21 protein-coding genes are annotated in these 18,473 nt (G+C 61.7%); 13 read left to right on the top strand and 8 right to left on the bottom strand.

Annotation, left to right across the window (positions count from 1 at the left end):
• The first annotated feature begins 2 nt into the window (after positions 1-2).
• Both IEX40_RS12475 and IEX40_RS12470 read left to right on the top strand, forming a co-directional pair.
• Entirely contained in the window at positions 3-1,016 is a 1,014-nt protein-coding gene (locus IEX40_RS12475) for an aspartate carbamoyltransferase catalytic subunit (RefSeq protein WP_188748753.1), read from the top strand.
• 14 nt (positions 1,017-1,030) lie between these two features.
• Positions 1,031-2,305: a dihydroorotase gene (locus IEX40_RS12470; protein WP_188748751.1), complete on the top strand. Its 1,275-nt coding sequence runs from the start codon at positions 1,031-1,033 to the stop codon at positions 2,303-2,305.
• Between the two features lie 121 nt (positions 2,306-2,426).
• On the opposite strand, the gene IEX40_RS12465 is transcribed toward IEX40_RS12470, so the two are convergent.
• Positions 2,427-3,590 carry a PilT/PilU family type 4a pilus ATPase gene (locus tag IEX40_RS12465; RefSeq protein ID WP_188748750.1) on the bottom strand — a complete coding sequence of 388 codons (1,164 nt, stop codon included), beginning with the start codon at positions 3,588-3,590 and terminating at the stop codon, positions 2,427-2,429.
• Positions 3,591-3,611: 21 nt separating this feature from the next.
• Entirely contained in the window at positions 3,612-4,646 is a 1,035-nt protein-coding gene (locus IEX40_RS12460) for a type IV pilus twitching motility protein PilT (RefSeq protein WP_188748748.1), read from the bottom strand.
• A gap of 89 nt (positions 4,647-4,735) precedes the next feature.
• Between IEX40_RS12460 and IEX40_RS12455 the strand changes: the two genes are divergently transcribed.
• The 10 genes from IEX40_RS12455 to IEX40_RS12410 all read left to right on the top strand — a co-directional run bounded on the left by IEX40_RS12455 (position 4,736) and on the right by IEX40_RS12410 (position 13,324).
• Positions 4,736-5,431, top strand: a complete 696-nt coding sequence (locus IEX40_RS12455; protein ID WP_188749381.1) for a YggS family pyridoxal phosphate-dependent enzyme — start codon at positions 4,736-4,738, stop codon at positions 5,429-5,431.
• A gap of 15 nt (positions 5,432-5,446) precedes the next feature.
• On the top strand, positions 5,447-6,286 hold the full coding sequence (gene proC, locus IEX40_RS12450; protein WP_308421605.1) for a pyrroline-5-carboxylate reductase: 840 nt from the start codon (positions 5,447-5,449) through the stop codon (positions 6,284-6,286).
• Between the two features lie 92 nt (positions 6,287-6,378).
• The gene (locus IEX40_RS12445) at positions 6,379-6,921 is read left to right on the top strand and encodes a YggT family protein (protein ID WP_188748746.1); all 543 of its coding nucleotides are present in this window, start codon (positions 6,379-6,381) and stop codon (positions 6,919-6,921) included.
• Between the two features lie 3 nt (positions 6,922-6,924).
• Positions 6,925-7,239: a DUF167 family protein gene (locus IEX40_RS12440; RefSeq protein ID WP_188748744.1), complete on the top strand. Its 315-nt coding sequence runs from the start codon at positions 6,925-6,927 to the stop codon at positions 7,237-7,239.
• A 137-nt stretch (positions 7,240-7,376) separates the two neighbouring features.
• Entirely contained in the window at positions 7,377-8,558 is a 1,182-nt protein-coding gene (gene metX, locus IEX40_RS12435) for a homoserine O-succinyltransferase MetX (RefSeq protein ID WP_188748742.1), read from the top strand.
• Complete coding sequence (metW, locus tag IEX40_RS12430) at positions 8,548-9,138, top strand: methionine biosynthesis protein MetW (protein ID WP_188748740.1); 591 nt, start codon at positions 8,548-8,550, stop codon at positions 9,136-9,138. Before metX ends, metW begins: the two co-directional genes overlap by 11 nt.
• Positions 9,139-9,164: 26 nt before the next feature.
• Positions 9,165-9,617: a DUF4426 domain-containing protein gene (locus tag IEX40_RS12425; RefSeq protein WP_188748738.1), complete on the top strand. Its 453-nt coding sequence runs from the start codon at positions 9,165-9,167 to the stop codon at positions 9,615-9,617.
• Positions 9,618-9,623: 6 nt separating this feature from the next.
• Positions 9,624-10,232 carry an RdgB/HAM1 family non-canonical purine NTP pyrophosphatase gene (gene rdgB, locus IEX40_RS12420; RefSeq protein ID WP_188748736.1) on the top strand — a complete coding sequence of 203 codons (609 nt, stop codon included), beginning with the start codon at positions 9,624-9,626 and terminating at the stop codon, positions 10,230-10,232.
• A 33-nt stretch (positions 10,233-10,265) separates the two neighbouring features.
• Positions 10,266-11,408 carry a radical SAM family heme chaperone HemW gene (gene hemW / locus IEX40_RS12415; protein WP_188748734.1) on the top strand — a complete coding sequence of 381 codons (1,143 nt, stop codon included), beginning with the start codon at positions 10,266-10,268 and terminating at the stop codon, positions 11,406-11,408.
• A 50-nt stretch (positions 11,409-11,458) separates the two neighbouring features.
• Positions 11,459-13,324, top strand: a complete 1,866-nt coding sequence (locus IEX40_RS12410; RefSeq protein ID WP_188748731.1) for a methyl-accepting chemotaxis protein — start codon at positions 11,459-11,461, stop codon at positions 13,322-13,324.
• Between the two features lie 15 nt (positions 13,325-13,339).
• Here the strand turns inward: IEX40_RS12410 and IEX40_RS12405 are convergent, their stop codons facing one another.
• Genes IEX40_RS12405 through lptM form a run of 6 tightly spaced genes read right to left on the bottom strand, consistent with a single transcriptional unit; the run spans position 13,340 to position 17,899 of the window.
• The gene (locus IEX40_RS12405) at positions 13,340-14,074 is read right to left on the bottom strand and encodes an HAD family hydrolase (protein ID WP_188748729.1); all 735 of its coding nucleotides are present in this window, start codon (positions 14,072-14,074) and stop codon (positions 13,340-13,342) included.
• A 5-nt stretch (positions 14,075-14,079) separates the two neighbouring features.
• Complete coding sequence (gene xerC / locus IEX40_RS12400) at positions 14,080-14,988, bottom strand: tyrosine recombinase XerC (RefSeq protein WP_188748727.1); 909 nt, start codon at positions 14,986-14,988, stop codon at positions 14,080-14,082.
• A gap of 1 nt (position 14,989) precedes the next feature.
• Positions 14,990-15,691 (bottom strand): DUF484 family protein, encoded by a 702-nt coding sequence (locus IEX40_RS12395; RefSeq protein WP_188748726.1) that lies wholly within the window; start codon positions 15,689-15,691, stop codon positions 14,990-14,992.
• A complete protein-coding gene (gene dapF / locus IEX40_RS12390; protein ID WP_188748724.1) occupies positions 15,688-16,518 on the bottom strand; it encodes a diaminopimelate epimerase in 831 nt (276 codons plus the stop codon). The genes IEX40_RS12395 and dapF overlap by 4 nt, the downstream gene beginning before the upstream one ends.
• Positions 16,519-16,520: 2 nt before the next feature.
• On the bottom strand, positions 16,521-17,777 hold the full coding sequence (gene lysA, locus IEX40_RS12385) for a diaminopimelate decarboxylase (protein ID WP_188748722.1): 1,257 nt from the start codon (positions 17,775-17,777) through the stop codon (positions 16,521-16,523).
• 8 nt (positions 17,778-17,785) lie between these two features.
• Complete coding sequence (lptM, locus tag IEX40_RS12380) at positions 17,786-17,899, bottom strand: LPS translocon maturation chaperone LptM (RefSeq protein ID WP_188748720.1); 114 nt, start codon at positions 17,897-17,899, stop codon at positions 17,786-17,788.
• A gap of 169 nt (positions 17,900-18,068) precedes the next feature.
• On the opposite strand from lptM, the gene cyaY reads away from it, so the two are divergent.
• Positions 18,069-18,395: an iron donor protein CyaY gene (cyaY, locus tag IEX40_RS12375; RefSeq protein ID WP_188748718.1), complete on the top strand. Its 327-nt coding sequence runs from the start codon at positions 18,069-18,071 to the stop codon at positions 18,393-18,395.
• The last annotated feature ends 78 nt before the right edge of the window (positions 18,396-18,473 follow it).

Below are 18,473 nucleotides of genomic sequence, written 5' to 3'. Positions count from 1 at the left end.
CCATGTCCGATCCGATCAATACCTGTCCGATCCAATTGACCGACGCAGGCCAGCTGCGCCACTTCCTGACCACCGAGGGGCTGCCACGCACGCTGCTGACCGAGATTCTCGATACTGCCGACTCCTTCGTCGACATGAGCGAGCAGCAGGTCAAGAAGGTACCGCTGCTGCGCGGCAAGACCGTGGTCAACCTGTTTTTCGAGGCCAGCACCCGCACCCTGTCCACCTTCGAACTGGCGGCCAAGCGCCTGTCGGCTGATGTACTCAACCTGAACATCAGCACCTCGTCGACGAAAAAGGGCGAGACCCTGAAAGACACGCTGATGACCCTGCGCGCCATGCACTCGGACATGTTCGTGGTACGCCACTCCGATTCCGGTGCGGCGCACTTCATCGCCAGCCAGGTCACCCCGGATGTGGCGGTGATCAACGCCGGTGACGGCCGCCATGCCCACCCCACCCAGGCGATGCTGGATATGCTGACCATCCGCCGCCACAAGGGCGAGTTCGAGCCGCTCAAGGTCGCCATCGTCGGCGATATCCTGCACTCGCGGGTGGCCCGCTCGCAGATCCACGCCCTGCGCACCCTGGGCGCCGCCGAGATCCGGGTCATCGCACCGCTGACGCTGCTGCCACGCAACATCGAGTCGCTGGGGGTCAAGGTGTTCACCGACATGGCCCGCGGCCTGCGCGATGTCGACGTGGTGATGATGCTCAGGTTGCAGAAGGAGCGCATGGAGAGTGCCCTGCTGCCGAGCGAATCGGAGTTCTACAAACTCTACGGCCTGACCAACGACAAGCTGGCATTCGCTCACCCTGAAGCGATCGTCATGCACCCGGGACCGATCAACCGCGGCGTGGAGATCGAGTCCGCCGTGGCCGACGGCCCGCGCTCGGTGATCCTGGACCAGGTTACCAACGGTATCGCCGTGCGTATGGCAGTGATGTCGATGGCGATGAGCGGTCAGCTCGCCGATAAAAACACCTCAGCCGACGCCGACAACCTCAACGCATAAGGATCGAGCAGATTATGAACATTCTGATTCAGGGTGGTCGGGTGATCGACCCGGCCCAGCAGCTGGACCAGGTCAGTGACCTCTACATCAGCGGCGAGCAGATCCTGGCCATCGGCGAGCGACCGGAGGGGTTCGAAGCAGACGAGGTGATCGATGCCAGTGGCCTGGTGGTCTGCCCCGGCTTTATCGACCTCTGCGCCCATGTACGCGAACCAGGCCATACCCAGAAGGGCAGCATCGCCAAGGAGAGTGCCGCGGCGGCAGCCGGCGGCATCACCACGCTGGTCACACCGCCGACCACCAGCCCGGTGGTAGATACCCCGGCGGTGGCCGAACTGATCCAGGACCGCGCCGCCGAACAGGGCCTGGCGCGGGTACTACCGATGGGCGCGCTGACCCGGGGCCTGGAGGGGGAGCAGCTGGCGCCGATGCACGCGCTGGCCGGCTCCGGCTGTATCGCCTTTACCAACACCCGCCGCCCCATCGCCAGCACCCTGGTGTTGCTGCGCGCGCTGGAGTACGCCGCCACCCATGACCTGCTGGTGATATTCCAGGCTCAGGACGCCTCGCTGAGCCACAACGGCTGCATGCACGAGGGTGCCACCAGTACCCGCCTGGGACTGAGCGGCATTCCGGAAGCCGCGGAAACCATCGAGGTCGCCCGCTGCCTGATGCTGGTGGAGCAGACCGGAGTACGCGCTCACTTCGGCCAGCTCTCATGCGAACGCTCGGTGCGGCTGATCGAATCGGCTCTCGAGCGGGGCCTGCGGGTCAGCGCCGACGTGTCGATCCAGAACCTGCTACTGACCGACGAGTCGGTCAGCGGCTTCGACGCCGACTACCACCTGATGCCGCCTTTGCGCGGCCAGCTTGACCGCGCGGGATTAAGACAGGGCCTCGTCACCGATACCCTGCAGGCGATCTGCTCCGACCATCAGCCGCACGATGCGATCGCCAAGCAGGCGCCGTTCGCCGCCACCGAGCCCGGCATGAGCAACCTGGAAACCCTGCTGCCGCTCTGCCTGCAGCTGGTGGACGAGCAGTTGCTGGCACTGCCGCAGCTGATCGAGAAACTGACGCTGGGACCGGCGCGCATCCTCGGCCTCGATGACGGTACGCTGGAGGTGGGCACCCAGGCCGATATCTGCATCTTCGATCCCGACGAGCAGTGGACACTGGAGCCGGAGCTGATGCGTTCCGGCGGCCACAACACGCCGTTCGCCGGACACAGCTTCAAGGGCCGGGTGCGCACCACCCTGCTCGGTGGCGAGATCGTCTATCGCGCTTGACGCCGCACATCCGGTACATCGCCGCTCCCGCGCGTCCATGTGCTCGCGGCATACGGTACATCCGGTACATAACGCAAAAGGCCGCTGAATCAGCGGCCTTTTCATCTCTGCGCTGGTGCGATTACATGCCCTTCACATCCATGTTGCCCTTAATATTCAGGTCATCGTCCGCATCCTGCAGCGTGAACGACGGCATGTCGTCGGTCTCCAGATCCGGGTTGGTATCGGAGTTGAGCTTGATCATCAGGCGCAGGTCGTTGGCCGAATCGGCGTGGCCCAGCGCGGTTTCGTAAGTGATGACACCGTCACGGTACAGGGTGTACAGCGCCTGGTCGAAGGTCTGCATCCCCAGGTTGGTGGACTTCTTCACCACATCCTTGATCTCGTGCACCTCGGCCTTGCGGATCAGGTCCTGGATCAGCGGGGTGTTGATCAACACCTCGATCGCCGCGCGGCGCCCCTTGCCATCGACCGTCGGCAGCAGCTGCTGGGCGATGATCGCTTTCAGGTTCAGCGACATGTCCATCCAGATCTGCGAATGGTGTTCGGGACCGAAGAAGGAGATGATGCGATCCAGCGCCTGGTTGGCGTTGTTGGCGTGCAGGGTGGCGAGACAGAGGTGACCGGTCTCGGCGAACTGCAGCGCGAACTTCATCGTCTCGGAGGAGCGTATCTCACCCATCAGGATCACGTCCGGCGCCTGGCGCAGGGTGTTTTTCAACGCCACCTCGAACGACTCGGTGTCGATCCCCACTTCACGCTGGGTGATGATGCTCTTCTTGTGCTGGTGGATATACTCGATCGGGTCCTCGATGGTGATGATATGACCGGCGTGATGGTTGTTGCGGTAGTCGATCATCGATGCCAGCGAGGTGGACTTACCGGTGGAGGTACCACCGACGAACAGGATCAGGCCACGCTTGGTCATGGACAGGTCTTTCAGCACCGGCGGCAGGTTCAGCTCCTCCAACGACGGGATATAGTCGTTGATCGAACGCAGCACCATACCGGGCGAATTGCGCTGCATGAATGCACTGACACGGAAACGGCCGATGCCGGGTGCGCTGATCGCGAAGTTACACTCGCTGGTACCCTCGAACTCGGCCAGCTGTTTGTCGTTCATGGTGCTGTAAACCAGCGCCCGCGCCTGTGAAGGTTTCAGTGATTCGCGGGTCAGCGGCTTGATCGTGCCATCCACCTTGATCGACGGCGCCGCGCCGGCGGTCACGAACAGGTCCGAAGCACCGCGTTCGTGCATCACCTTCAGCAGTTGTGTGAAATCCAATGTTCTCTCTCCTTCAGCGCATTAGAACGAGCTCGGGTTCTTGGCTTTCTCGCGCGCAGTGTCGCGCGAAATCAGTCCCTTCTGAACCAGCTCGAGCAATGACTGATCCATCGTTTTCATTCCGTAGGCGGCGCCGGTCTGAATCGCCGAGTACATCTGCGCTACCTTGTCTTCACGGATCAGGTTACGGATCGCTGGCGTGCCGATCATGATCTCATGCGCCGCCACACGTCCGCCCTTGGGCTTTTTCAACAGGGTCTGAGAAATAACCCCCTGCAACGACTCCGACAGCATGGAGCGGACCATATCCTTCTCCGCTGCCGGGAATACGTCGATTATACGGTCAATTGTCTTCGCCGCCGAGGTGGTATGCAGGGTACCGAACACCAGGTGACCGGTTTCCGCCGCGGTCAGCGCCAGACGGATGGTCTCCAGGTCTCGCATCTCCCCCACCAGGATGATGTCCGGATCCTCACGCAGCGCCGAGCGCAGGGCGTTGGCAAAGCTGTGGGTATCGCGGTGCACCTCGCGCTGGTTGACCAGACATTTTTTGCTTTCATGGACGAATTCGATCGGGTCCTCGATGGTCAGGATATGGTCGGAACGGGTGTCGTTGACATAATCCATCATCGCCGCCAGCGTGGTACTCTTACCCGAGCCGGTCGGCCCGGTGACCAGTACCAGACCGCGCGGCTGCTCGGACAGGTCGCGGAACACCTTGCCCATGCCCAGATCGTCCAGCGTCAACACCTTGCTGGGTACGGTACGGAAAACCGCCGCAGCGCCGCGGTGCTGGTTGAAGGCGTTGACACGAAAACGTGCCAGCTTGGGAACCTCGAAGGAGAAGTCGGTCTCGAAGTTCTCCTCGTACTCCTTGCGTTGCTTGTCGTTCATAATATCGTAGACAAGCGTGTGTACCTGTTTATGCTCCAGCGCAGGCAACTTTATGCGGCGCACATCGCCATCGACACGGATCAGTGGCGGCATTCCGGCAGTCAAATGCAGGTCGGAAGCGCCCTGCTGTACGGAAAAGGCGAGAAGTTCGGTAATATCCATGGTTCGGGTCCGGAGCTTGTAACATTCAAAGTTCTGTTCTAGCAGAACCGCCCTGACATTCCAATGACAATAGTTAATTCTTGGTAATGATAACCAGCATATCAGAGAACATCGACCAGGTTTCAGCACAGATAGCAAAGGCGTGCCACCTGGCAGGACGCAGCAGCGACAGCGTCAGCCTGCTGGCCGTGAGCAAAACCCGTCCGGCCGAGGATATCCGCGCCGCTTACGCCTGCGGTCTGATCCGCTTCGGCGAGAACTATCTGCAGGAGGCGCTGGACAAGATCGAACAGCTGTCCGACCTGCCGCTGGAGTGGCACTTCATCGGCCCTATACAGTCCAACAAGACACGGCCGATCGCCGAGCAGTTCGACTGGGTGCACAGCGTCGACCGGTTCAAGATCGGCCAGCGCCTGTCGGACCAGCGCCCGCCGGGGATGGCACCGCTCAATATCTGTCTGCAGGTCAACATATCCCGCGAAGAGAGCAAGTCCGGCTGCCTGCCGGAGGAGGCGCCGGCGTTGGCACGCCAGCTCAGCGCTCTGCCCGGTATCCGTCTGCGCGGATTGATGGCGATCCCGAAAGCCAGCGACGATGAGCAGGAACAGCGCCGGGCCTTTGCCGATCTGCGCCATCTGCTGCAGCAGCTCAACAGCGATCTGCCCGGGCTGGATACCCTGTCGATGGGGATGTCCGGCGACCTGAATCCGGCCATCGCCGAGGGCGCCACCATCGTCCGCATAGGCACAGCGCTGTTTGGCGCCCGTGCACCCAAGAACGCATAACACCAGGATACTTACGTGACGCACACGCCCAATATGACTCCCACTATCGCATTCATCGGCGTTGGCAACATGGCCCGCGCCATCATCGAGGGTCTGCTCGCCACCGGCTACCCGGCAGATCGGCTCTGGGTCACCGCCCGTAATGTCGACAAGTTGTCAGACCTGGGTGATCGCGGTCTGCACGCGACCAGCGACAACGACAATGCGATCCTCAACGCCGACATCGTCGTACTGGCGGTAAAACCCCAGGGAATGCAGGCACTGGGCGAGACCCACCGCGCCAGCGTGCAGCAGAAACGTCCACTGCTGATCTCGGTGGCCGCCGGTATCAGCGCCGAGGCGCTGGAGCGCTGGTTCGGTGGCGATCTGGCCGTGGTGCGCTGCATGCCGAACACTCCGTCGCTGGTACAGACCGGTGCCGCCGGGTTGTATGCCAACGCCAAGGTATCGCCGGCGCAGAAAGCGCAGACTGAAACGATCCTCGGCGCCGTCGGCCTGACGCTCTGGGTAGAGCAAGAGGCCCATATCGATGCCGTCACCGCCGTCTCTGGCTCAGGCCCCGCATACTACTTCCTGATGATGGAAGCGATGGCCAAGGCGGGGGAGCAGCTTGGTCTGGATGCCGAAACCGCATTGAAGCTGACCCTGCAGACCGCACTGGGTGCCGCGCGCATGGCCAGCGAAAGCGAACTGTCGCCGGCCGAGCTGCGTGCCCGGGTGACCTCGCCCAAGGGCACCACCGAGCAGGCGATTCTGAGTTTCCAGGCCCAGGACTACGACGCGATGGTACTCAAGGCGATGACCGCCTGCCGCGACCGCGCCCAGGGGCTGAGCGAAGAGCTCTGCAACGACTGAAGCCCGGCGTCCGGTCGGGCCCCGAGGTTCAACCCTCGGGACAAAGCCTCTATACTGGGCGCCCAAACTGAGCGACTGCTACAGGACAGCACATGGCACAGGATCCAATCATTCTGATTATCCATACCGTCGGCCAGATCTACGCCTTCATTCTTATCCTGCGTTTTCTGTTGCAGGTGGCCGGGGCCGATTACTACAACCCAATCTCGCAGGCCGTGGTACGCATAACCGGAGTGCCGCTCAAACCGCTGCAGAAGCTGTTGCCGCGGGCCGGACGGATCGACCTGTCGCCGTTACTGCTGGCGTTCGCCGTCTACGCCCTGACCCTGGTGCTGATGATGCTGGTAAGGGGCGTCGGCGCCAGCGTGCCGATGATCCTGCTGTATTCGGCCTTGACGCTGCTCGACTCGGTCCTGCTGATCTACTTCTGGGCCGTCATCGCTGCCGTTATCATCAGCTGGATCGCGCCCGATAGCTACCACCCGGCGCCGCAGCTGATCCTGCAGATCACCGAGCCGGTGTTCCGGCTGTCGCGCAAGGTGATTCCGCCGATTGGTGGGCTGGATCTGTCGCCGATCCTGATCTTTTTGCTGATCCAGATCCTGCGCTCGCAACTGGCGCCGTATACCTTCTGAGCCGTGGCACAGGACGCGTTTTACCGCTGGGACGGTGAGGCACTGATCCTCAACTGCCACCTGCAGCCGAAGGCATCGAAGGACGAGATTTCGGGTCTGCACGCGGACAGTGTTAAGATCCGCATCACCGCACCGCCGATCGAGGGCCGCGCCAATGCCCACCTGATCAAGTTTCTGGCGAAACTGTTTGGCGTACCGAAAAGCGATGTAAGTATTATCAGCGGCGAGTTGGGACGCGCCAAACGGGTCAGGATCGAGCACCCGTCGCGCCTGCCTCCGTCGCTGCCGATTGAGCCTCTGCCGATAGCGCGCGACTGACTGATAAAGAGAGACTAAGGTGTACGCAAGCAAGTTCCTGATCCACTGTCGAGGGCTTTACTACGAGATGTGACGCTCAATCCGATCGTCTCAACATGGACCCGTTCGCCCCTGACAACCTGATCGAGAGCCTACACATGCCCAGCGCCATCCCCGCCGACTCGGTCGGCCTGGTTACTCCGCAAACCATCCATTTCGACACCCCGCTCGCGCTCGCCTGTGGCCGCGTGCTGGAAAGCTACGACCTTGTTATCGAAACCTATGGCACGCTGAACGCCGATGCCTCCAACGCAGTGCTGATCTGCCACGCCCTGTCCGGCCATCAGCACGCCGCCGGCTACCACAGCATGGAGGATCGCAAACCCGGCTGGTGGGACTCCGCCATCGGTCCCGGCAAGCCGATCGACACCAACCGCTTCTTCGTCCTGTGCCTGAACAACCTGGGCGGCTGCCACGGCTCCACCGGGCCGACCAGCCTCAACCCGGAGACCGGCAAGCCGTACGGCCCCGACTTTCCGATAGTCACGGTCAAGGACTGGGTCAACTCCCAGGTGCGCCTGGCCGATCATTTCGGCATCCAGCAGTGGGCGGCGATCGTCGGCGGCAGCCTCGGTGGCATGCAGGCGCTGCAGTGGTCGATCGATTACCCGGAACGGCTGCGTGACTGCCTGGTGATCGCTTCCGCACCCAAGTTGTCAGCACAGAATATCGCCTTCAACGAGGTCGCCCGCCAGGCGATCTCCAAGGACCCACAGTTCCATCAGGGCCACTATTACGAGCAGCAGGTGGTGCCGAAAACCGGACTGGCGCTGGCGCGCATGGTCGGTCATATCACCTACCTGTCGGATGACGGCATGCGTGAGAAGTTCGGCCGCGAGATGCGCGCGGGCAAGCTCAGTTTCGACTTCAATCCGCAGTTCGAGGTGGAGTCCTACCTGCAGTATCAGGGCGAGCGCTTCTCCACGGCGTTCGACGCCAACACCTACCTACTGATGACCAAGGCGCTGGATTATTTTGACCCGGCTTCCGACTACGATCATGACCTGGTGGCGGCACTCAGCCACGCCCGCTGCCGCTTCCTGGTAGTCGCCTTCACCACCGACTGGCGCTTTTCACCGGAGCGCTCTCGGGAGCTCGTCGACGCCCTGGTCGCCGCCGGCAAGCAGGTCAGCTATGCCGAGATCGACTCGGCCCACGGCCACGACGCCTTTTTGATCCCGAGTCCCCGCTACATGGAGCTGTTTGCCGCCTATATGGACCGTGTCGCCCTTGGCATCAGCACCGCGCCGCAACAGAAGGAGAATGCCGATGCGCGCTGATCTGGAGATCATTCAGCAGTGGATCCAGCCGGACACCCGCGTCCTCGACCTGGCCTGCGGCGACGGTGAGCTGCTGGCACATCTGACGGCCGAGAAGGGTGTTCAGGGTTATGGACTGGAGATCGACCACGACAACATCACCGCCTGTATCGAGAAGGGGGTCAATGTGGTCGAGCAGGATATCGACAACGGTCTGGCCTCGATCCGTAACAGCAGCTTCGACACCGTGGTGATGACCCAGGCGCTGCAGACGATGCACCGGCCGGACCAGATCGTCGACGAGATGCTGCGCATCGGCAAGGAGTGCATCGTCACCTTCCCCAACTTTGCACACTGGCGCGCCCGCTTCTATCTTGCCTTCAAGGGCAGAATGCCGGTATCCAAATTCCTGCCCTATACTTGGTACAACACGCCCAACATCCACTTCTGCACCTTCGATGATTTCGAGAAGCTCTGCGTGGAGCGCAACATTCAGATCCTCGATCGGACCGTAGTGGATCACACCTTGCGTGACCGCTGGTGGATCAAGATCTGGCCCAACATGCTCGGTGAGATCGCGATCTACCGCATCACGCGCTAGGTGTTTAGAGAACAAGGAGCACCATCATGGCCCTACTACGTACGCTGACCCACCTCGGCAGCGCCCTGCTTCTGAGTCTACTGGCAGTCTCGGCCCAGGCCGAGCAGTCGATCTCCGATGGCAAGTACGAGATCCATTACAACGCCTTCAACTCGACCTTTATCACGCCGGAAGTGGCACAGCAGTACAACCTGACCCGTAGTTCGGTGCGCGCACTGGTCAACGTTACCATTCTGAAAATAGGCGATGATGGCGGCAAGACCCCGGTCCGCGCCCAGGTACGGGGGCAGGCCGCCAACCTGCTGCAGCAGGCGCAACAGCTCGAGTTCCAGCTGGTCGACGAAGGCCAGGCGATGTACTACATCGGCAGTTTCCGCTTCACTGAGGAGGAGAAACAGATCATCACCCTTGAAGTGCAGCCGGACGCCAACATGCCCCCCTACAACATCGAATTTGAGCAGACCTTCTACACCAACTGAGGCTCTATGATCGACCGTATCGTCCTGGCCAGCGGTAACCGCGGCAAGCTCAACGAATTCAACCAGATCCTGGCCCCGCTGCACGTCAGCGTCATGCCGCAGGCCGACTTCGCCGTGCGCGATGCAGAGGAGACCGGCTTGAGCTTCGTCGAGAATGCGATCCTCAAGGCCCGTCACGCCTGTCAGGTGACGGGGCTGCCGGCGCTGGCCGACGACTCTGGCCTCGAGGTCGATGCCTTGCGCGGTGCGCCCGGTATCTACTCCGCCCGCTACGCCGGCGAGGGCGCCAGCGACGAGGAGAATAACCGCAAGCTGATCGCCGCGCTGGCCAATGTGCCCGATGCCGAGCGCACCGCCCGTTTCCAGTGCGTACTGGTGTTCATGCGCCACGCCGAAGACCCTACACCCTTGATCTGCCAAGGCAGCTGGGAGGGCTACATCCTACACGAGCCACGTGGTCAGAACGGCTTCGGCTACGACCCGCTGTTCCTGGTACCGGAGCACGACTGTGCCAGCGCCGAACTGCTCCCCGAGCAGAAGCACGCGCTGAGCCACCGCGGCAAGGCGGTGCAGCAGTTGCTGCAGTCGATCGCCCCCTACCTGTCGCGTGCCTGATGAAGCCGATGCGGACAAACCTTTGAGCCGACCATGACGCTGCCACCCTTGAGTCTCTACGTGCACATCCCCTGGTGTGTGCGCAAATGCCCCTATTGTGACTTCAACTCCCATGCGGTACGCAGCGATGCACTGCCCGAGCGCGAGTATGTCGATGCCCTGCTGGCCGATCTGGACAGCGAACTCGATGCGGCGGCGGGGCGTTCGTTGCAATCGATCTTTATTGGCGGCGGCACGCCCAGCCTGTTCAGCGCCGGCGCAATCGACCGCACTCTTCGCGGTGCCAGCGACCGCCTCGGCTTCGCCTCCGATATTGAGATCACCCTGGAGGCCAATCCCGGCACCTTCGAGCGCGCACGCTTTGCCGACTACCGCGCCGCTGGGGTCAACCGGTTGTCGATTGGCATCCAGAGCTTCGACGACGCCGCACTCAAGGCCCTGGGCAGGATCCACTGCGCCGACGAGGCGATTGCCGCCGCCGGCGCCGCCCGCGAGCTGTTCCCGGAGCTGAACCTGGACCTGATGCACGGGCTTCCCGGTCAATCACCTGAGGACGCTCTGGCGGACCTGGCGCAGGCGATCGCCCTGGCGCCGGATCATATCTCCTGGTATCAGCTCACCATCGAGCCCAACACCGAGTTCCATGCCCGCCCGCCGCAACTGCCAATGGACGAGGCGTTATGGGAGATTCAGGAAAGGGGTCAACAGCTGCTGGCTGACGCGGGTTATCGCCAGTACGAAGTATCGGCTTATGCGCGGGATGGCCACCAGGCCCGGCACAATCTGAATTACTGGCAGTTCGGCGACTATATCGGCATCGGCGCCGGTGCTCACGGCAAGCTAAGTGATCCAATAAGCGACGGTTTGCGTATAAAGCGTCGATACAAGATCCGCCAGCCGACCGCCTATATGGATCCGCAGCGCCGACTTGGCGGCGACCAACCAATCGATCGGCAGGAGTTAGCATTCGAGTTCATGCTCAATGCGCTACGGCTGACCGCCGGTGTCGACATGCAACTCTTTACCGAACGCACGGGACTCGAGTTTGCCGAGGTCGAACCGATAATCAACCTGGCTCGACGCAAAGGATTGCTGGAAGAGAGCTCCAGCAGACTGGCCGCAACCACTCAGGGGCAGTTGTTTCTCAACGATCTGCTGGCACTCTTCCTCGATTAAGCACCCGCCCGACATAGCGGGTTCAGTTCCAGCTACCTGAGGCTTTCTAAATGCTTATCAAGCACAAACTGGCTCTGCAGATTCTGCTGATCATTCTGGGCTTCGCCGCCATGATCGGCATCCAACAGTACACCACCTCGCTACACGACCGGTTGTACGAGGTACGCAATGACCTCAATGCAATCGAGATCGCCAAACTCAGCCTGCGACGTCAGGAAAAGGACTTCCTTTCTCGTAGCGACCGGAAGTACGCACAGCAGTTCAGGGCAATTCAAGACCAGCTACAGACTAGCCTGGCAACTCTGGAAAAAGATCTTTCTCATGCAGGGATACCAACCGATCTGGTGGCTGAACTGAAATCTGCGCTGGATGCCTACGCCGACAGCTTTGGCGAGGTCGCGAGAATCAGCCAGGAGATCGGCCTTGCCCCCAACGAAGGGCTCAGAGGTAGCCTGCGAAACGCTATCCATGAGGTCGAGTCGACACTGGACAAGGTGGATAACGCGCCGCTGCTGGTGGATATGCTGCAGTTAAGACGCAGCGAGAAGGACTTCCTGCTGCGCAAGGATATGAAATACCCGACGGCCTGGCAGGAAAAGCAGAAGAAGATGCTGATTGATCTGGGCTCCAGCGGACTCGACAAGGAGATGCAGGCTACCCTTGGTCAAGGCCTCGAGCTGTACCAGCGCGACTTCCAGGCCCTGGTCGAGGGGATGCAGCGGCTGGGTCTGACCCATGACGACGGCTACATGGGCGAGATGCGTAGCGCTGTGGCCAGTGCCGACGAGCTGATGCAAAGATTGAACAGGCAGCTGGACAGCGCCTTCGATACGCGTGAGCAGCAGATCAACCTGATCACGCTGGCGGCAATTCTGGTGTTACTGATTATCATCGTCGTTCCGGCTTTCTTCATCGGCCGCAGCATCCTCAACCCCATCGCCGCCCTGGCCAAGATGATGAATCGGGCAAGTGAAAACAGGGACCTGACCCTGCGCTACCCGACCGACCGCAAGGACGAGATCAGCGCCATGGCGCAGGATTTCAACCGTATGATGGATACCTTCCAACAGTTGATCGCCCAAGTCATAGGCACCTCGACGCAACTGGCGGCCGCTGCCGAACAGCTCTCGGCGACCACCGCGGACACCTCGAAAGGCCTGCACACGCAGCAGTCTGCGGTGATGCAGCTCGCCGCCGCGATCCAGGAGATGGAAAGCGCGATGCATGAGATCGCCGGCCATACCGAACAGACCGCCAGCTCTGCCCGCAACGCTCAGGATGAAGCCGACCACAGCAGTGCACGCGTTGCCGGTAATATGGACGCCCTGCACCGACTCGCCAGCAAAGCGCGTGAAACCGCCGAGGTCGTGGCGGAGTTGAAAAGCGACAGCGATCAGATTGGCACCATGCTGGATGTGATCAAGGATATCTCCGAGCAGACCAACTTGCTGGCCCTGAACGCCTCGATCGAAGCGGCACGTGCCGGTGAGCAGGGACGCGGTTTTGCCGTGGTCGCGGATGAGGTGCGCAATCTGGCATCTCGCTCACGGCAGTCGGCGGAGCAGATCGATCAGTTTATATCCCGCCTGCGCAGCCGTACCCGTGACGTCAGTGCACTGATGGATGAGGCGGTATCGGATAGTCAGCAGGGGGTTGCCAGCGCCAACGAGACGATGGCGGCACTGGACACGATCACCCAGGGTACCCGCAACATCGTCGATATGACCACTCAGGTGGCATCCGCCACCGAGGAGCAGGCGGCGGTGGCCGTGGATGTCACCCGCAACATTGAGTCAATCAGCGCGATTATCGAGCAGGCCTCAAGCCAAGTGACACAGAACGCCGATGCCAGCCGCTCCGTGGCCGAGCAGGCCCTCTCGCTGCAGGCGGCGGTGTCACAGTTCAAGAGTCGCTAACACTGCGGCCCCAGATCAGAGCGTGGCTCGGTGAACGGCTTTCTGCTTGAGCCGCGCCACGGCTTCCGCAATCTGCGACAGACAGGTGACCGTCTCATCCGCCCGTGCCGGTTCCGGCCAGTGTTGCCCCGGCAGGTTGACCCAGATGGTCCAGAAACCCAGTTCGCGGGCGGCCTGGATATCGTTCACCGGATGATCACCGATATGGACCACCTGCTCCGGACGCAGAGCGGTGTGCTCGAGCGCGCGCTCGAACATCAATGGATGGGGCTTGGCGGTGCCGACGCCATCGGCGTTGAACTGAAAGTCGAACAGCTCGGCCAGACCGGTCAGCGATACGTCGGCGTTGCCATTGCTCAGCGCACCGATCAGATAGCCCTCGGCCCGTAACTGCTTGAGCATGCTCATCGCGTGCTCGAACAGCTCCACCTGATGACGGGCCTGCATGAACACATCGAACGCCTGGGCCGCCAGCGCTTCCGCCCGTTGTTCATCGAAACCGGCATTGCGCAGTCCACGCTCCAGCAGACGCAGGCGGACCAGCGTCATGCTATGGCCGATCTCCGGATACTCGGCCAGCAGCTCCGCCCGCATGCGTGAACCCTCGACCAGATCGGCGGGCTGATGCAGCTGGGTAAAGGTACCGGCGTTCTGCTCCAGCCACTGCCAAAGCGTCAGATTGGCCTGACGGATCACCGGATTCACCGCCCAGAGAGTGTCGTCGAGATCGAAGGTGACGCATTTCAACATAATGATTACTCCTCCCGCCTGCGTTTGGCCCGCGGGTGCGACTGTTCATACACCTCCATCAGATGCTGGAAGTCTAGATGAGTATAGATCTGGGTGGTGGCGATATCGGCATGGCCCAGCAGCTCCTGCACGGCGCGCAGATCGGCACTGGATTCCAGCATATGGCTGGCGAAGCTGTGGCGCAGGCGGTGCGGGTAGACCCGGCCGCTGACACCGGCATGCTCGCCCTGCCGCCTCAACCGCTGTTCGATCGCGCGCACGCCAAGGCGTTTACCCTGCTTGCCGACAAACAGTGCCGTCTCATCCAGTGCCGCCAGCGTTGCCCGCTGCTTGAGCCAGCGCTGCAGTGCCGCGATCGCCTTACGGCCGATCGGCAGCATCCGTGTCTTGCGCCCCTTACCGGTGACCACCAGACTGGCATCGCGCAGGTCCAGATCGAACAGGTTAAGACTGGCCAGCTCCGACACCCGCAGGCCCGAGGAGTAGAGCAACTCCATCATCGCCAGATCACGGATCACCAGCGAGTCATCACTGTTCTGATCGAGCAGGGAACTCAGTTGATCCACGTCCAGGGTCTGCGGCAAGCGGCGCGAGGCTTTCGGCGCCTGCACCGCCAGTGCCGGGTTCTGGCCGATCTCTCCCTCACGACTGAGGTAACGGTAGAAGGTACGGGTCGCCGACAGCAGGCGGGCCAGTGAGCGACCGGACAGGCCGTTCCCGTGCAGTTGGGCCACGGCGCGGCGCAGTTTGCGCTCATCCAGTGTGCGCCAGCCGGCACAGCCCAGCTCTTCGAGCTGGGCTTCGAGACGTTCGAGGTCGCGGCTGTAGTTGTTCAGGGTATGCGGCGAAAGCTGGCGTTCGCTGTGCAAATAACGCAGGAATCCCGCCAGCAGGCGTTCATCCGCGCTATCCATCTCAGCCCTGCCTCTGTTGACGCAGCAGACGCGCCAGGATACGGCTGAGCACCTCGCCAACGTAACTCAGGAACAGAGTGCCCTGGCTGCTCTGGAAATAGTTCGGGTCGTAGCTGCCGATCGCCAGCAGGCCGAGGGTTTCCCCCTTGACCAGCGGCACTACCGCCGAGGACTGCACCCGGACTGCCGCATCCTGGAACAGGAAGCGGTTCATCGCCTCAGAGAGGCGGCCGCAGCTGGGCAGATTGGTGTCGATCAGCGGCTGCACGATGCTGCATTCGCCGCGAGAGAGTACGCGCAGGCCGTTGCAGCCCAGCTCCTGCTCGCTGAATAGCACCAGCACCGTCTCATCGCCGTAGAAGTCGCGGCACAGACTCTCCTCCACCGCGACCGCGACATCATCCAGCGTTTCGGACTCGAGCAGGCCGAGCACCATGCGTTTGGTCTTCTCGAACTGACCGTCGTTGTACCGCGCGGCCTCGATCAGCTCCGACAGGCGTCCATGCAGCTGTTCGTTGCGTGAGCGCAGCAGCGAGGTCTGTCGCTCCACCAGGGACACCGCGCTACCGCGCTGGTGCGGCACATAGAGCTTCTCCAGCAGCTGCACGTGATCGCTGAAAAAATCGGGGTGGCGACCCAGGTAGTCGGCTACCTGCTGCGCACTCAGCGCCTCTTCCGTCGTTTTTGCCAGCTCGTCCGTCATATATAGATCTGCCCTTCAAAAACCGTCGTTGCCGGCCCGGTCATCATCACCGGCTGCCCCTCGCCTGCCCAGCTGATCTCCAGATCGCCACCGGGCAGGTGTACCAGCACCCGCTCGTCGAGCAGGCCACGCAGACGCCCGGCGACCACGGCGGCACAGGCGCCGGTGCCGCAGGCCTGGGTCTCGCCGGCGCCGCGCTCGAACACCCGCAAACGTACCTCTGAGCGCGACACTATCTGCATGAAGCCGATATTGGCCTTTTTCGGGAAGCGCGGATGGCACTCCAGCGCAGGTCCCAGCGTATTCACCGGAGCCGTATCGACATTATCGACTACCAATACGCCGTGGGGGTTGCCCATCGACACGGCACTAAGCTCGACACTCTGCCCATCGACCTCTACACGGTGGGTCGCACTGCGGCTGTCGGTGACAAACGGGATCTGCTCCGGCACCAGCTCCGGTGCGCCCATATCGACCTCGACCTGCAGATCCTCACGGATGTTCAGGATCGCCTCACCGCGAGCGGTTTCCACTGCGATGCGGTCACGCATCACCAGTTTCTTGTCGCGCACGAAACGGGCGAAACAGCGCGCGCCGTTGCCGCAGTGCTCCACCTCGGAACCGTCTGCATTGTAGATGCGGTAACGAAAGTCCATCTCCGGCCGGGTCGGAGGCTCAACCAGCAGCAGCTGGTCGAAGCCTATGCCCCGATTGCGGTCGGCCAGTTGCCTCACCTGATCAGCATTGAAGCGGATGCGCTGGGAGATCGCATCGATGACCATGAAGTCGTTGCCCAGACCATGCATCTTGGTAAAACGCACCAGCATGATTAGCGATCCTTCGGCAACAGATGTTCGCCGCGCATCAGGTCGCTGAGCTTCTCCCGCTCGCGCACCACACAGTACTCATTATCATCGACAATTACCTCCGCCGGACGGGTGCGGGTGTTGTAGTTGGACGCCATCACAAAGCCGTAGGCTCCGGCGGAGCAGACCGCCAGCAGGTCGCCCGGCTGCAGGTTCAGCGCCCGGTTCTTGCCGAGGAAGTCGCCGGTCTCGCAGACCGGGCCGACCAGATCCCAGTTTTTTGTCTCGCCCTCCTCGCGCAGCTCCACCGGGATGATCTCCTGGAAGGCACCGTACAGCGAGGGACGGATCAGATCGTTCATCGCGCCGTCGATGATGGCGAAGTTCTTTTCCCCGGTCTGCTTCAGGAACTCGACACGGGTCAGCATCACCCCGGCATTGGCGGCGATAGAGCGGCCCGGTTCGAACACCAGCGCCAGCTTTCGCTCACCCAACCGCTCGACGATCGCTTCGATATATTCCGCCGGCGTCGGCGGCGTCTCGTCGGTGTAGCAGACACCCAGGCCACCGCCCAGGTCCAGGTGGCGCAGCAGGATCCCTTCGCCGGCCAACTGGTCGATCAGCACCAGCAAACGGTCCAGCGCATCCAGGAACGGGCTCAGCTCGGTCAGCTGGCTGCCGATATGGCAGTCGATGCCGACCACCTCGACGTTGGCCAGGGCGTGAGCGCGACGGTAGACATCGAGCGCGTGGTCGATATCGATACCGAACTTGTTCTCCTTCAGGCCGGTGGAGATATAGGGGTGGGTCTTGGCATCCACGTCCGGATTGACGCGGAAGGAGATCCGCGCCACCTGGCCCAGCTCGGCGGCCACAGCGTTGACCCGGTCCAGTTCCGCATCGGACTCAATGTTGAAGCAGTGAATACCCACTTCCAGCGCACGCTTGATCTCGTGCGGCTGCTTGCCGAGGCCGGAGAACACCACCCTGGCCGGGTCGCCGCCGGCACGCAGCACGCGTTCCAGCTCGCCCAGAGAGACGATATCGAAACCGGCCCCCAGGCGCGCAAGCAGGTTCAACACGCCGATATTGGAGTTGGCTTTTACGGCATAGCAGACCAGCGCATCGCGCCCCTCGAGGGCACGGGCGTAATCCATATAGGCACTCTCCAGCGCATCGCGGGAGTATACGTAGGTCGGCGTGCCGATCTCGTTGGCGATCCGGCTCAGCGATACCTCTTCGCAGAAAAGACCGCCGTTGCGGTATTCAAAACTATCCATTATCTCTCTCATTGCGCCTGTTGTTCGGTGTCGGCGGTCTGCGGCAGCGACAGCGGTCCCTTTTGGCCACAGCCCACCAGCAGCAGGGTCCCCAAAATCAGAATCGGCCAGCAGCGTTTCATATCGGCGCATCCTCGCGTCCGCACCCAACCGCAAAGTCAGGCGCACTTAAAAATGGTAAACGCTGAATTATACCCTGAGCCGAGGGCCGATGAGTACCGGCGGGAGAGGATACCGGGCCGGAAAAGCACGTTATACTGGGCGCCCACCCGCACGACTGGAGAACCGGTGATGACCGAATCGGAGTTTATGGCACAGGTCGATGAGACATTGGCGCGTATCGAAGAGATCCTTGATGACGCTGAATCGGACCTGGATTATGAAACCAATGGCGGCATGATGACGGTCAAATGCGAGAACGGCAGCCAGATCATCTTCACCCGTCAGCCGCCATTGAAGCAGCTGTGGCTGGCCACGCGCACAGGCGGTTTCCACTTCGATTACAGCGAAGAAAAGCGAAGCTGGGTGCGCGACAGCGATGGCGCCGAGCTCGGGGGCGTGTTGACCCAGGCGTTCGCCGATCAGGCTGGAGAGTCGCTCGATTTCAGCGATATCTGAGATGCGCGGGCGGACCAATTGCCATCTGGCAGGCGGTATACTTGACGGCTGGATTATTAACACGTGTTTGGCGAAAGA

The sequence above is a fragment of the Marinobacterium zhoushanense genome, assembly GCF_014641945.1.
GTDB classification, from domain to species: Bacteria; Pseudomonadota; Gammaproteobacteria; order Pseudomonadales; family Balneatricaceae; genus Marinobacterium_D; species Marinobacterium_D zhoushanense.
Note: the sequence above shows the minus strand (reverse complement) of the source record. Positions and strands in the feature narration are given on the sequence as shown.